This is a genomic window from Curtobacterium flaccumfaciens pv. betae (genome assembly GCF_026241855.1).
In the GTDB taxonomy this organism is placed as follows: Bacteria; Actinomycetota; Actinomycetes; order Actinomycetales; family Microbacteriaceae; genus Curtobacterium; species Curtobacterium flaccumfaciens.
Map to the genome: position 1 here is coordinate 2,881,621 of NZ_JAPJDC010000001.1, position 14,357 is coordinate 2,895,977.

The window sequence follows — 14,357 nt, forward strand, 5'->3', positions numbered from 1 at the left end:
TCCCCACCGCGCGGTCACGAACTGTCGGCTGGAGGTGCACCGAGCGACGAGTCGTGACCGTTCGGCCACGGCGGACGGGGTGTCGTGACCGCCCGACCACGGCGGACGAGGTTTCCCCACCGCGCGGTCACGAATTGTCGGTTGGAGGTGCGCCGAGCGACGAGTCGTGACCGCTCGACCACGGCCGCCGGGGTGTCGCGACCGCCCTAGGCGCCGACGGTGCTCTCGCGGATGACGAGCGACGGGGTCACGGCCGCGGACGACGCCGTCCCGCCGTCGATCAGGGCGAGGAGCGCCTGCCCCGCGACGCGTCCGAGCTCCTCGAGCCGCAGGTCCACGGTGGTCAGCGGCGGCCTCGAGGCGAGCGCCATCACGTCCCAGTCGTCGAACCCGGTGACCGCGACGTCTCCGGGCACCGAGCGCCCGAGCTCCCGCAGCCGGTCGCACACGCCCCGGGCGATCTGGTCGCTGCCGCAGACGATCGCGTCGACGTCGGGCGACTCCCGCGCGAGCACGTCCACCGCCTGCCGCCCCCAGCGCTCCGACCACTCGCCGTACAGCGGGTCGGTGACCAGGTGCGACCCGAGGACCGACGAGGCACCGGCAACCCGTCGTGCCGCGGACCGGTGTCGTGCCGGCCCTGTCACGATCGCGACCCGCTGCCGCCCGAGCGAGCGCACGTGCGAGGCGACGAGCGCCGACCCGGCGGCGTCGTCGAGGGTGATCGACACGTCGGAGTCATCGGTCGAGGGCGTGAAGGCGTAGACGACGGGGATGGACACGTCGATCGGGGGACGGGCGTCGGCGGAACGGCCGGTCACGATGATGCCGTCGACGCCGCGAGCCGCCAGGGAGCGCAGGTAGTGGGCCTCGCGCACGTGGTCGTCGCGGGTGTCGCACAGCAGGACGGCCATCCGCCCGGCGGACAGGGCGTCCTCGGCGCCGAGCAGCACCGGGATCGAGAACCGGCCGAACGAGTCGGTGGTGATCATGCCGACGGTGTAGGTCCGTCCCGACGACAGCGCACGGGCCCGGGCATCGCCGACGAACCCGAGCTTCTCGGCGGCTTCCTTCACCCGCAACCGGGTGGCGTCCCGCAGCTGCCCGGTGCCGTTCAGCGCCTTCGACGCGGTGCCGATCGACACCCCGGCGAGCGCCGCCACGTCGGTGATCCGGATCGGCTGACCGGTGCGTTCGAGCGCCACGGCAACCACCTTTCCGACGTTCAGGACGTGCCGATGACCTTACACAAAACCGTCGGGATGCCCTTGCGCGGCGTGCACCCCGTGTCGTAACGTCCACCGCAGAAACCGTTTTCCGGATGGCCAGCCCCATCCGAACGGCACCGAGTCACATCGCAAGGAGGCGACATGACCACCACGCTCGCGACCGATCGCGGCGCGCACACCGCGACCCCGGTCCTCCCGACCGCCGACGCGCACCTCACGCTCCGGCCGCTGCCGACCGGCGACGCCCGGATCACCGGCGGCTTCTGGGCGCTCCGCCAGGAGCGCAACGGCCGCGACGCCGTCCGCAGCGGATACCAGCAGCTGGAGACGGCCGGCAACTTCCGCAACCTCCGCATCGCCGCCGGGCTCGAGGAGGGCGAGGCCGTCGGCCCGATCTTCATGGACTCCGACGTGACGAAGTGGCTCGAGGCCGTGGCCTGGGAGTACGGCCGCGCCCCCGCCGAGGACCTGCTCGACCTGCAGCGCGAGGTCACCGCCCTGTACGCCCGGGCACAGGCCGACGACGGGTACCTGGACTCCGTGCAGCAGGTGCGCGGGAAGGGTGAGCGGTACACGGACCTCAAGTGGAGCCACGAGATGTACTGCGCCGGGCACCTGTACCAGGCGGCCGTGGCGCAGCACCGTGCGACGGGCGACACCGGTCTGCTCGACGTCGCGATCAAGAACGCCGACCACCTGGTCCGCACGTTCGGCGACGGCACCGCACCCGACGGCACACCGAAGACCCGCGACGTCGACGGCCACCCCGTCGTCGAGATGGGCCTGGTCGAGCTGTACCGCGAGACCGGCAACCGTGACTACCTCGACCTGGCGCACTGGTTCGTCGACGCCCGCGGGCACGGCATCATCGAGCGCGCCGGCGGCGAGCCGACGTACTTCTCCGACCGGGTGCCGAGCCGGCGGGCCACGACCGTCGAGGGGCACGCCGTCCGCGCCGTGTACCTGGCGGCGGGTGCCGTGGACGTCGCGATCGAGACCGGGGACACCGAGCTCCTCGCCGCGAGCGAGACCCAGTTCGCCGACATGATGGCGACGAAGGCCTTCATCACCGGCGGCCTCGGGGCACGCTGGGACTGGGAGGCGTTCGGTGACCCGTACGAGCTGCCGACCGACCGCGGCTACGCCGAGACGTGCGCGGCCATCGGCGGCGTGCAGTGGGCCTGGCGGCTGCTGCTCGCGACCGGCAAGCCGGTCTACGCCGACGCGATCGAGCGTCTGCTCTACAACGCGTTCCTCGCCGGGGTGAGCCTGGCCGGCACGGAGTACTTCTACGTGAACCCGCTGCAGCAGCGCGACCACGCCCACCAGGACGAGAACCGCTCCCCCGCCCACGGGCGACGCGGATGGTTCGACTGCGCCTGCTGCCCGCCGAACATCATGCGCACCTTCGCGAGCCTCGACGGCTACCTGGCCACGGCGACCGACGGCGGGCTGCAGGTCCACCAGTACGCCACCGCCGACGTCGGTCCGGTGCGGGTCGAGACCGACTACCCGCACGACGGCCGCGTCCGTGTCACGGTCACCGAGGACGGCCCGCTCGCCCTGGGCCTGCGGATCCCGGCATGGTCGGACACCACGACCGTCACGGGTCCGGGCGGGTCCGCGAGTCCGACAGCGGGCACGCTGCACGTCGTCGACCGCGAGTGGTCGGCGGGCGACACGGTCGAGCTCGTCTTCGACACGACGCCGCACCGCTACGTCGCCGACACCCGCATCGACGCCGCCCGCGGGCAGGTCGCGATCGAGCGCGGCCCGCTCGTGTACGCGGTCGAGCAGGCGGACCAGCAGGGCTTCACGGTCGACGACCTGACGGTCGACGCGGACGCGCCGATCACCGAGGAGCGCCGCGACGACCTGCTCGACGGCGTCGTCACGCTGCGGATCCCGGGGCACGCCCCGGCCGAGCACGTGCAGCCGGCCTGGCCGTACCAGCGTCTGGACGCGACCCGGTCTGGAGGATCGGATCACGCCGGAGACGTGACCGACGTCGACGACGTGGCCGGTCCGCAGGGCGCCACCACGGGCCTCCAGGCTGGTCACAACGGCCGCGACGTCACCGCGACCGCCGTCCCGTACTACGCGTGGGCCAACCGGGGAGCCGCGCCGATGCGCGTCTGGCTCCCGCTGGCGCGGTGACCGGCGTGGACCGCCGAGCGTTCCTCGTCGGCGGCGTCGCCGGCGGGGCCGCCCTCGCCCTGGCCGGGTGCTCCGGCACCCTGCCGAAGGTCGTCGCGAAGCCCGCGAGCTTCGGGAAGAACGCGACCGGCACCGTGCAGGTGTGGTGCCGGTCGGCGACCCAGGCCGGCCTGACGTCGGCCGTCGCCGGGTTCAACAAGGCGAACCCGGCGCTGCAGGTCCAGCTGACGCCCGTGCCGGACGCGCAGTACGTGACCAAGCTCGCGACCGCGATCCGCGGGGGTGAGCCGCCGGACGTCGTGGACATCGACGACATCAACTCGCAGCTGTTCATCTTCCGCGAGGCGTTCGCCGACCTGACCGACGTGGTCAAGAGCCTGGACTACTTCGACGCGATCTCCCCGGGGCACCTGCGCCTGCTCGAGTACCGCGACCGGTACTACGGCCTGCCCTACCTGGCCGACAACTCGCAGCTGTTCGTGAACACCGAGCTGTTCGAGCGTGCGGGCCTCGACGTCGAGGAGTCGACGAAGGACCTGTCCACGCTGCTCGACGCGGCGAAGGCCATCCGGAAACTCGACGACGACGTGTACGGCTGGTCGATCTCCGGCAACGCCGCCGGCATCATCGGCTTCGTCACGCAGCCGCACGTCTGGGCGACCGGGGTCGACATGATGACCGGCGAGGTGGGATCCCAGCGGGCGAACATCACCGGCAACGAGGCCCTCGAACGCATGCTCGAGTTCTACCGGCAGCTGTGGAAGGACGGCGTGCTGTCGAAGGCGACGTACTCCGACGCCGGCACCACGTGGGGTGCCGACTTCCGGGCCGGCAAGGTGGGGATCTTCCCGACCTCGTACGGGGCGACCGTGCCCGCGGCCACCAAGGCGATGCGGGCGAAGATGCAGACGGTGCTCATCCCGTCGTGGGACGGCCAGCGGTCGTTCTTCGACGGCGGCGACAACATGTGCATCCCGAACGGGGCGGCGAACCCGTCCGGCGGGTGGGCGTTCATGCAGTACGCGAACGGCCTCCAGCAGCAGCAGGCACTGCCGGACGGCGGGTACTTCCCGACGCGGTCGGACGCCGCCACCCCGGAGTACCGCAAGCGGTTCTCGCTGGCGTACGGGCCACTCGACGCCATCGACAAGGGCTACGCACCGCAGACGCTGGCGTACAACCTGCTCAACAACCAGCCGTCGTCGCCGTACTTCGCGATGTTCCGCGAGGCCGTGTTCGGGTCGGGGAGCGCTGCCGCCATGCGGACGGCGCAGTCCGACTACCAGCGGATCCTCGACCAGGTGCAGGCCTGAGCCTGCCTGTCTTCTCCGCTCGTCTCGCTCTTGTTGATGCACAGAGAGGTGCACGCATGTCGACCATCTCCACCCGGCGCCCCGCCGGCCGGACCGGCCCGGGCCGTCCCACCGTGGGCCGCGGCCCGGGGCGCGGCGGCTCCGTCCGGACCCGCAACTCGCTCACCCACCCGCCGCGCACCGGCGCCGTCCTCGTCGCCCCGGCGATCCTGTTCGTCGCCGTCTTCGTGCTCGTCCCGCTCGTGTTCGCGCTCTACATCTCGTTCACGAACTGGCCCCTGATCGGCCCGTACCGGTTCATCGGGCTGCAGAACTACCTGACACTGTTCCAGGACCCGACGTTCGTGCACGCCATCGGCTACACGCTGCTGTACACGGCGATCGTGACCCTGCCGATCCTGGCGCTCGGGTACTTCCTCGCCGTGCTCGTCCGCGCACGCCGCCGTGGCAGCACGATCCTGCGGACGGTGTTCTTCCTGCCGTACGTGGTCGGGCTGACGACGCTCTCGTTCATGCTCGTGCTCGAGGCGCAGCCGAACTCCGGGGCCGTCAACATGGTGCTCCGCTGGCTCGGGATCACCGACGGCAGCACCGCGTGGCTCGTGAACGGTCCGCTGGCGACACTGCTCATCTGCGTGCTCGTGGTCTGGGCGGTGTCCGGGCTGACCATGGTGCTGCTCATGTCGGCGATGCAGGGCGTCCCCGACGAGGTCTACGAGTCGGCGCAGCTCGAGGGGGCCTCCTGGTGGCAGACCGAACGCCTCATCACGTTCCCGATGATCCGCTCGACCGTCGCGCTGAGCGTCATCATCTCGGTGATCGGCTCGCTGCTCGCCTTCAACCAGTTCTACATCCTGACCCAGGGCGGGCCGGGCACCGAGACCACCACGATCGTGAACGCGATCTACAACCGCGGGTTCGTGAACCTGCAGCTCGGGGCCGCGACCGCCCAGTCGATCGCCCTCGTCGTGGTGATCGCCGCCGTGACGGTGTTCCAGTTCTGGGCACTGCGAGAGAAGGACTGACGCCATGAGCACCACGACCTCCCGTGCGGCCCTCGCGGCACCGGACCTGTCCACCAGGGCCCTGACCACCACGGGTGACGGCCCACGTCGGCGCCACCAGCAGGGCAGCGTCCAGCACCCCCGCGACACCACCGTGAAGCGCACCCTGTACGCGATCGCCGGCATCGGTTCCGCCCTCGTGTTCGGCGTCCCGCTCATCTGGTCGATCCTGCGGGCGTTCCAGTCCGAGGCCGTCATCACGCAGGCCCCGGACCCGGCGACGTTCTTCCAACTCGGGTGGCAGAACTTCGCCGCCGTCTTCGCCTCGTCCTCGCACCTGCTCACCGGCGTCGTGAACTCGCTCATCGTGTCGATCGCCACGGCGGTGCTGACCGCGGTGATCGCGACGATGGCCGGCTACGGGTTCGCCCGCTTCCGGTTCCGGGGCGCCGGGCTCGTGTTCGGCCTGGTGCTGCTGACGATGATGGTGCCGTTCCAGGCCATCCTCACGCCGCTGTACCTCGAGATGAACGCCATGGGGCTGACGAACTCGCTGCTCGGGCTCGTGCTGTTCTACACGACGGTGAACCTGCCGTTCGGGGTGTTCGTGATGCGGAACGCGTTCGAGTCGATTCCCACCGAGCTCGAGGACTCGGCCTTCGTCGACGGAGCCTCGCGCTTCCGGGTCGTCGTGTCGGTGCTCCGCCCGCTGCTCCTGCCGGGGGCGGCGACCGCGGCGCTCTACGCGTTCCTGGCGTCGTGGACGGAGTTCCTCGGAGCCCTGACGTTCCTGACGAAGGACTCGCTGTACACGCTGCCGGTCGCGCTGCTCAACCTGCAGACCGGTGCGTACGGGCAGGTGTCGTACGGCAACCTCGTCGCCGGGTCGGTGGTGGCGATGATCCCGTGCATCGCGCTGTACGTCGGGTTGCAACGGTTCTACGTCGCCGGGCTGTCGTCCGGGGCGTTGAAGGGCTGACGGTCGGGTCAGCTCGCCGGCGGCGCCCCTCGCACCGTGCGAGGGGCGCCGCCGGTGTGGTGCGAGGTTGCGTACTCCGTGCGGGGCGCAGGGGCTCGCACCGAGTACGGAACCTCGCACCACGCCGACCGCGCGGCACCGGACCTCGCACGGTGCGAGGGGGCGCTACGTGCTGCGCCGCACCACCAGCTCGGGCGCGAGCAGTGTCTCGTCGCGGGGCTCCCCCTCGACCAGGGCCCGCACGGTGTCGAGCACCCGCTCCCCCATCGCCCGGAAGTCCTGCCGCACGGTGGTCAGCGGCGGCGTGAAGTGCGCGGCCTCGGGGACGTCGTCGAACCCCACCACCGCGATGTCGTCCGGCACCCGCAGCCCCTCGTCGGCGAAGGCGTGCAGCACCCCGAGGGCCATCTGGTCGTTGCCCGCGAAGACGGCGTCGACGGTCCCCACGTCGATGTGCCGGGCGGCCGCGAAGCCGCTCGCCGGGGTCCAGTCGCCCTCGAGCACGACCGGTTCGAGCCCGGCGTCCTGCATGATCCGCACGTAGGTGGCACGGCGCACCTCGGACTCCTGCGACACGTGCGGTCCGGCGATGTGCACGATCCGCCGGTGTCCGCGGTCGAACAGGTGCTGCATGACGAGCGAGGTGCCGGCCGCCTGGTCGATGGCGACGGCGGCGACGCTCGGTGCGACCGGGGTCCGGACGGCGTCGCGCTGCACGGCGTTCGACACCACGACGGGCACGGTGACCGGCACGGTGAGCGACGCGAGGGCGTCGAGCACCCGGTTGTCGGCGGCGACCAGCACGATCGCGGCGACGTCCTGCGCGAGCAGCGTGGTGAGCGCCCCGGACAGGTCGGACGGCCGCGGCTCCTCGGGCAGGGTCGACAGCAGCACGTGGTACCCCGCGGACCGCGCGGCCCGTTCGAAGCCGATCGAGGTGCTCGACGGACCGTACAGCGCGTCGCCGGCGGTGATGATGCCGAGCGCCTTGCTCCGCCCACCGGCGAGCGCCCGGGCGGCGGCGCGGGGCCGGTACCCGAGCTCGGTGACGGCGTCGGTGACCTGCGTCCGGTACTGCTCTCGGACGGTCGGGTCGCCGTTGATCACGCGGGAGACGGTCTGGTGGGACACGCCGGCGCGTTCGGCGACGTCGAAGATCGTCGGGGCCTTCCGGCGCTTGCCGCCCCTGCCCTCGGGGGCGGTCGTGGTGCTCACGTGGCCAACCGTACCGCTCGGTCCGGCCGCCGCGGCAAGATCACGAAACGGCGGAGTTGAGTTGACACCCCGTCACGGAACCCACATGATGTGAGCGCTCACACGAGCGCATCCCACGGGGCACAGCAGCCCCGGCACCCGACCGCGTCGAGGACGACGCGAAGGAACAGAGGTACTTCGATGATGAAGCGCAGGATCATCGCGGGCGTCGCAGCCGTCGGCATCGCGATCTCGCTGGCCGCTTGCTCGGCCGGCGGCCGTGCGTCCACCGATGGTGGCGGCAGCGGCGACAACAAGGGCGCCCTCGTCGGCGTCGCCATGCCCACCAAGGTCTCCGAGCGGTGGATCAAGGACGGCAACGCCGTCAAGAGCGACCTCGAGAAGGCCGGCTACAAGGTCGACCTCGAGTACGGCGACAACAAGGTCCAGCAGCAGGCCCAGCAGGTCAGCAACATGATCACCAAGGGCGCGAAGGTCCTGATCATCGCGTCGATCGACGGTGGCGCGCTCTCCGACCAGCTCGACGCCGCCGCCAAGGCCGGCATCAAGGTGATCTCGTACGACCGCCTGCTGACGGGCAACAAGAACGTCGACTACTACGTGTCCTTCGACAACGAGAAGGTCGGCGTCGACCAGGCGAACAGCCTGCTCACCGGCCTGGGTGTGCTCGACGCTGACGGCAAGAAGACCGGCGAGAAGGGCCCCTTCAACATCGAGGTCTTCGCCGGTTCGCTCGACGACAACAACGCCGGGTTCTTCTTCAACGGCGCCATGAAGACGCTCAAGCCGTACCTCGAGGACGGCACGCTGAAGATCCAGTCCGGCCAGGACCAGCTGTCCCAGGCCGCGACGCAGCAGTGGGACCCGGCCACGGCCAAGGCCCGCATGCAGAACCTGATCGCCAAGTCCTACTCGGGCGGCACCACGCTCGACGGCGTGCTCTCGCCGTACGACGGCATCTCGATCGGCATCATCTCGGCGCTCCAGGGCGCCGGGTACGGCACGAGCGACCGTCCGCTCCCGACCGTCACGGGCCAGGACGCCGAGGCCGCCTCGGTCAAGTCGATCATCGCCGGCCAGCAGTACTCGACGATCTACAAGGACACGCGCAAGCTCGCCAAGCAGTCGGTCACCATGGCCGAGGACCTGCTCACCGGCAAGAAGCCCGAGGTCAACGACACGAAGAGCTACGACAACAAGGTCAAGGTCGTCCCGACCTTCCTGTTCCAGCCGACGGTCGTCACGAAGGACAACTACAAGGAAGTCCTCGTGGACTCGGGGTACTACACCGAAGCCGACCTGAAGTAGTCAGGCCCATCTCACGGACCGGAGGCGCGGTGCCAGACCGCACCGCGCCTCCAGTCCGTCTCCACCAGCGCGCCCACGCGCGCACGACGGAAAGGCGTCCACATGGCGGACACCATCCTCGAGATGCGGGACATCACCAAGACGTTCCCCGGCGTCAAGGCCCTGCAGGGCGTCTCGATCGAGGTCGAGCGCGGCCAGGTCCACGCGATCTGCGGCGAGAACGGCGCGGGCAAGTCCACGCTCATGAAGGTGCTGTCGGGTGTCTACCCGGCCGGCTCCTTCGACGGCGAGATCCTGCTCGACGGCGAACCCGTGCGGTTCGCGAACATCAACGACTCCGAGGCTGCGGGCGTCGTAATCATCCACCAGGAGCTGGCGCTCAGCCCCTTCCTGTCGATCGCCGAGAACATCTTCCTCGGCAACGAGCAGTCCAAGGGCGGCTTCATCGACTGGAACAAGACGAACCTGACGGCCGCCGAGCTGCTCAAGCGCGTCGGGCTGAAGGACAACCCCGTCACCAAGGTCGTCGACCTCGGTGTCGGCAAGCAGCAGCTCGTCGAGATCGCGAAGGCGCTCTCGAAGGAGGTGAAGCTCCTCATCCTCGACGAGCCCACCGCCGCTCTGAACGACGACGACTCCGCGCACCTGCTCGAGCTCATCCGCTCGCTGCAGGCCGAGGGCATGACGGCGATCATCATCAGCCACAAGCTCAACGAGATCAAGGCGATCGCGGACAAGGTCACGATCATCCGCGACGGCAAGACCATCGAGACGCTCGACATGCGGGCCGACGACGTGTCCGAGGACCGGATCATCCGCGGGATGGTCGGCCGCGACCTGTCGAACCGGTACCCCGAGCGCGAGAACCCCGTCATCGGCGAGGAACTGCTGCGGATCGAGGACTGGACCGTCCACCACCAGCTCGACTCGTCGCGCGAGATCATCCACCAGGCCAACCTCAACGTCCGCGCCGGCGAGGTCGTCGGCATCGCCGGGCTCATGGGCGCCGGCCGCACGGAACTCGCGATGAGCGTCTTCGGCCAGTCCTACGGCACCGGCATCAGTGGCACCGTCTACAAGCGCGGCACCCCGATCAAGACGCACACCGTCTCGCAGGCCATCGACAACGGCATCGCCTACGTCACCGAGGACCGCAAGCGGTACGGCCTGAACCTGATCGACGACATCAAGCGGAACATCTCCGGGTCGGCACTCGGCAAGCTCGCCAACTGGGGCTTCGTCAACTCGTCGGAGGAGACCACGGTCGCGACCCAGTTCCTCAAGAGCCTCAACATCAAGGCGCCGAACGTCGACGTCGTGACGGGGAAGCTCTCCGGCGGGAACCAGCAGAAGGTCGTCCTGTCGAAGTGGATGTACGCCGACCCCGACGTGCTCATCCTCGACGAGCCCACCCGCGGCATCGACGTCGGCGCGAAGTACGAGATCTACACGATCATCAACCAGCTCGCCGACCAGGGGAAGGCGGTCATCGTGATCTCCTCCGAGCTCCCCGAACTGCTCGGCATCTGCGACCGCATCTACACCCTCTCCGAGGGCACCATCACGGCCGACGTCCCGCGCGCCGAGGCGACGCCCGAGGTCCTCATGCAGTACATGACCCAGGAACGGGAGACCCCTGTCAATGAACGCGCTTAAGTCCGCCGTCGGCTACCTCACCGGGCAGCTCCGACAGATCGGCCTGTTCATCGCGCTGATCGTCATCGTCATCTTCTTCCAGGTGACCACGAACGGCATCACGCTGGCCCCGATCAACGTCTCGAACCTGATCGTCCAGAACAGCTACATCCTCATCCTGGCCATCGGCATGGTCATGGTCATCATCGCCGGACACATCGACCTGTCGGTCGGGTCGGTGGTCGCCTTCACCGGTGCCATGGCCGGCGTGATGATCACGCAGTGGAACATCCCGTGGCCGATCGCGGTCGTGCTCTGCCTGGTGGTCGGTGCACTCGTCGGCGCCTGGCAGGGCTTCTGGATCGCGTACTTCGGGATCCCGGCGTTCATCGTGACGCTGGCGGGCATGCTCGCGTTCCGCGGCGCGGCGCAGATCGTCCTGCAGAACCAGCAGATCTCGCCGTTCCCCGCCGGCTTCCGCTCGCTCGGCTCCGGCTTCCTGCCGTCCTTCGGCACCACCGGGTACGAGCCGCTCACGATGATCCTCGGCTTCGCCGCCGCGGCCGTCATGGTGATCGCCGCGTTCCGCGGTCGCATCACGCGTCGCAAGTACCAGCTCGAGAGCGAGCCGTTCGCCTGGTTCATCGTGAAGACGGCGTTCGGCGCCGTGCTCGTGATCTACGTGGCGCTCCTGCTCGCCAGCTACAACGGCACCCCGATCGTCCTCGTCGTGCTCGGTGCCCTCGTGGTGATCTACTCGGTCGTCATGCGGAGCGCGGTGTTCGGCCGCCACATCTACGCGATCGGTGGCAACGCCCTGGCCGCGCAGCTTTCGGGTGTGAAGACGAAGCGCGTCACGTTCCTGCTCTTCGTCAACATGGGTGTCATCTCGGCCCTGGCGGGCGTGGTCTTCACCGGCCAGCTCAACCTGGCGGCACCGGGCGCCGGCAACGGCTTCGAGCTCGACGCCATCGCCGCCGTCTTCATCGGTGGCGCGGCCGTCACCGGCGGCATCGGCACCGTGCCGGGTGCCATCGTCGGTGGTCTGATCATCGGCCTGCTGAACAACGGCATGTCGATCCTCGGTGTCGGCACCGAGTTCCAGTCCCTGATCAAGGGTCTGGTGCTGCTCGCCGCCGTCGCGTTCGACGTGTTCAACAAGCGCCGGGCGGCGTCCGCGCGCAAGTAGCGGTTTCGCGCGTGCGCGCGTGCACGTTCGCGCGTTCGCTTGGTGAGCAGAAACGGTCGGGTCCTCGATGGGGACCCGACCGTTTCTGCTCACGATCGCAACAGGACGGCCCAACCCCCGGCCGGGAGGCGCAGGGTCCCGTCCCCGAGATCGGCCCCGCCCGCCTCGACCTGCGTCGCGTCGGCCACGGGCACCTCGACGGGATCGTCCGACAGGTTCAGGGCGGTCACCACGGCGGCGTCCGCCGTCGCGGTCCGCAGCACCACGGCGGTGTTGGTCAGGTGCACGACGTCGGTGTGCGCGCGGTGCAGCCACGGGTTCCGGCGACGCAGGGCGATGAGCGCCTCGTACGCGTGGGTCAGGTCCGTCGGCTCCGGCACCTCGGCCGGGAACTCCGGGCGGACCGCGTCGTCACCGCCCTCGCGTTCCTCCTTCACCCCGGTCCAGCCGTACTCGTCGCCCGCGTAGACCACCGGGGTCCCCGCCACCGTGAACAGCACCGCGGCGGCGTGCCCGGCGAACCGCTCCCCCACCGCGCTCACGATCCGGGTGACGTCGTGGTTGCCGACGAACGTCGTCGGGGCGAATGTGGCCAGCAGCGCGTCGTGCCGCTCGATCGCGTGCGCGAGCTCGTGGCCGTTGCGGTCCGCGATGCCGTGCCAGATCCCCTGCCACAGCTCGTACTGGGTCAGCGAGTCCATCGTCGAGTCGCGCGCGATCGCCGCCGCGTCGCCGTGGATCACCTCGCCGCTGAACCAGGCGTCCGGGAACCGCTCCCGCACCCGTGGCAGCACCCGTGCCCAGAACGCCGGTGGCACCGCGTACGCCGCGTCGAGCCGCCAGCCGTCCACCCCGCGGTCCAGCCAATGCGTCATGACCTGCACCACGAGGTCCTCGGTGGCGCGGCTGTCGTGGTCGAGCGCGACGAGGATGTCGTGGCCCTCGAACAGCCCGACGGGCACGGACTCCCCCGGCTGCCACCCGGACCAGTCGATGGCGAACAGGTCGGCGGTCGGCGCCTCCGGGCCGTGGTCGGACAACGCGCGGAAGGCCGGGTGCTCACGGCCGACGTGGTTGAACACCCCGTCCAGCAGCACCCGCACGCCCCGCTCGTGCGCCGCGGCGACCAGGGCGTCGAAGTCGGCGTCGTCGCCCAGGCGCGGGTCGATGCGGAAGTGGTCGACCGTGTCGTACCCGTGGGTCGAGCTCGCGAACACCGGGCCGAGCAACAGCCCGTTCAGGCCGAGGTCGACGACGTGGTCGAGCCACGCGGTCAGGCGGTCGAGGCGGTGTTCGAGCGGACGCTCCCCCACCGGTGCCGTCGGACGGACCTCGGCGCCGACGAAGCCGAGCGGGTAGACGTGCCACCACATCACGTGCTGGACCCAGGCCGGCTCGGACGGACGGGCGGGGACGGTGTCGGGGTTCACCGCTCCGATGCTGCCAGGCGCACCTGGACCGTGTGCGTGGTCGCTGTGCACCGCCCTGCCGGGCAGGACGAGGATGGGGCCATGGGACGGGCGATCAGGACGGAAGCCGATGCGTCGGCGTCGGAGTCGGCACACGTCGAGCGCACCTGCGCCTCGTGCGGACGACGGATGCCGTCGTCGGCGGCGCCGGAGGCGAAGTGGTGTTCCGGAGCCTGCCGTCGACACGGTCTCGACGACACCGACCGGGCTCTGGAGCAGCGCATCGACGAACTGCTCGCGGCACGGGCGCGGACCTCGAGCATCTGCCCGTCCGAGGTGGCACGTTCGCTGGACCCGGATGACTGGCGACCGCTGATGGAGCCCGCGCGTCGAGCCGCCCGCCGCATGGTCGCGCGCGGCGAGGTCGAGATCACCCAGGGCGGGTCCGTCGTCGACCCGTCGACCGCCAAGGGTCCGATCCGCATCCGCCGTCCGCGGTGATCCCGGGCGCCGTGCGCCCACCTCAGGTGCGCTCGTGGACCGTACGGATGAGCCGTTCGAGCGCGGTCACCAGCGCCCGTGTCTTCTCCTGGGTCACACGCGACGTCGAGTACTGGAAGTTCGTCTTCTCATCGGTCAGGCGCTTGAAGTGCAGGCCGGGTCGGGTGTCCGGTGCGCAGGCCGTGTCGAGCAGCCGTCGAGCGGCGGCGTGGTCGTCGCCGAGATGGTGGTGGCCGAGGATCGCACCGCAGATCGCGTCCGACGCCGCGATCCCGCCGAGCACAGCGTTCGCACCGGCGGCCTTCCAGTCCGCGTGGCTCGTCGACTCGACGTAGAGGAGCGCGACCTCGAGGTAGGACTCCGCTTCGTCTCGGCGCATCGCGACTGCGGCCCTGTCGACGGCGCGCACGCGGGAACC

12 protein-coding genes are annotated in these 14,357 nt (G+C 70.1%); 8 read left to right on the forward strand and 4 right to left on the reverse strand.

What is annotated here, in order from left to right; translation table 11 throughout:
• Positions 1-206: 206 nt before the first annotated feature.
• Positions 207-1,205, reverse strand: coding sequence for a LacI family DNA-binding transcriptional regulator (locus ORG17_RS13525; protein WP_214526807.1), 999 nt, complete (start codon positions 1,203-1,205; stop codon positions 207-209).
• Between the two features lie 165 nt (positions 1,206-1,370).
• Here ORG17_RS13525 and ORG17_RS13530 point away from each other — a divergent pair, with 165 nt between their 5' ends.
• Genes ORG17_RS13530 through ORG17_RS13545 form a run of 4 tightly spaced genes read left to right on the forward strand, consistent with a single transcriptional unit; the run spans position 1,371 to position 6,682 of the window.
• Complete coding sequence (locus tag ORG17_RS13530; protein WP_214526806.1) at positions 1,371-3,386, forward strand: glycoside hydrolase family 127 protein; 2,016 nt, start codon at positions 1,371-1,373, stop codon at positions 3,384-3,386.
• 5 nt (positions 3,387-3,391) lie between these two features.
• Positions 3,392-4,699, forward strand: a complete 1,308-nt coding sequence (locus ORG17_RS13535) for an ABC transporter substrate-binding protein (protein WP_301565308.1) — start codon at positions 3,392-3,394, stop codon at positions 4,697-4,699.
• A 56-nt stretch (positions 4,700-4,755) separates the two neighbouring features.
• Positions 4,756-5,724 carry a carbohydrate ABC transporter permease gene (locus ORG17_RS13540; protein WP_071247863.1) on the forward strand — a complete coding sequence of 323 codons (969 nt, stop codon included), beginning with the start codon at positions 4,756-4,758 and terminating at the stop codon, positions 5,722-5,724.
• Positions 5,725-5,728: 4 nt separating this feature from the next.
• Positions 5,729-6,682: a carbohydrate ABC transporter permease gene (locus ORG17_RS13545; RefSeq protein WP_214526804.1), complete on the forward strand. Its 954-nt coding sequence runs from the start codon at positions 5,729-5,731 to the stop codon at positions 6,680-6,682.
• A 165-nt stretch (positions 6,683-6,847) separates the two neighbouring features.
• Here the strand turns inward: ORG17_RS13545 and ORG17_RS13550 are convergent, their stop codons facing one another.
• Complete coding sequence (locus tag ORG17_RS13550; RefSeq protein ID WP_081827356.1) at positions 6,848-7,897, reverse strand: LacI family DNA-binding transcriptional regulator; 1,050 nt, start codon at positions 7,895-7,897, stop codon at positions 6,848-6,850.
• 180 nt (positions 7,898-8,077) lie between these two features.
• On the opposite strand from ORG17_RS13550, the gene chvE reads away from it, so the two are divergent.
• From chvE to mmsB, 3 genes are all read left to right on the forward strand, one after another.
• Positions 8,078-9,205 (forward strand): multiple monosaccharide ABC transporter substrate-binding protein, encoded by a 1,128-nt coding sequence (chvE, locus tag ORG17_RS13555; RefSeq protein ID WP_027466162.1) that lies wholly within the window; start codon positions 8,078-8,080, stop codon positions 9,203-9,205.
• 102 nt (positions 9,206-9,307) lie between these two features.
• Positions 9,308-10,861: a multiple monosaccharide ABC transporter ATP-binding protein gene (gene mmsA, locus ORG17_RS13560; protein WP_027466161.1), complete on the forward strand. Its 1,554-nt coding sequence runs from the start codon at positions 9,308-9,310 to the stop codon at positions 10,859-10,861.
• Entirely contained in the window at positions 10,848-12,029 is a 1,182-nt protein-coding gene (gene mmsB / locus ORG17_RS13565) for a multiple monosaccharide ABC transporter permease (protein WP_027466160.1), read from the forward strand. Before mmsA ends, mmsB begins: the two co-directional genes overlap by 14 nt.
• Positions 12,030-12,118: 89 nt before the next feature.
• Here the strand turns inward: mmsB and ORG17_RS13570 are convergent, their stop codons facing one another.
• Complete coding sequence (locus ORG17_RS13570) at positions 12,119-13,459, reverse strand: alpha-amylase family glycosyl hydrolase (RefSeq protein WP_301565309.1); 1,341 nt, start codon at positions 13,457-13,459, stop codon at positions 12,119-12,121.
• An 81-nt stretch (positions 13,460-13,540) separates the two neighbouring features.
• On the opposite strand from ORG17_RS13570, the gene ORG17_RS13575 reads away from it, so the two are divergent.
• Positions 13,541-13,939: a DUF3253 domain-containing protein gene (locus ORG17_RS13575; RefSeq protein WP_111057637.1), complete on the forward strand. Its 399-nt coding sequence runs from the start codon at positions 13,541-13,543 to the stop codon at positions 13,937-13,939.
• Positions 13,940-13,961: 22 nt separating this feature from the next.
• Here ORG17_RS13575 and ORG17_RS13580 read toward each other — a convergent pair whose 3' ends face one another.
• Positions 13,962-14,348 (reverse strand): hypothetical protein, encoded by a 387-nt coding sequence (locus ORG17_RS13580; RefSeq protein ID WP_146247968.1) that lies wholly within the window; start codon positions 14,346-14,348, stop codon positions 13,962-13,964.
• Between the last annotated feature and the right edge of the window lie 9 nt (positions 14,349-14,357).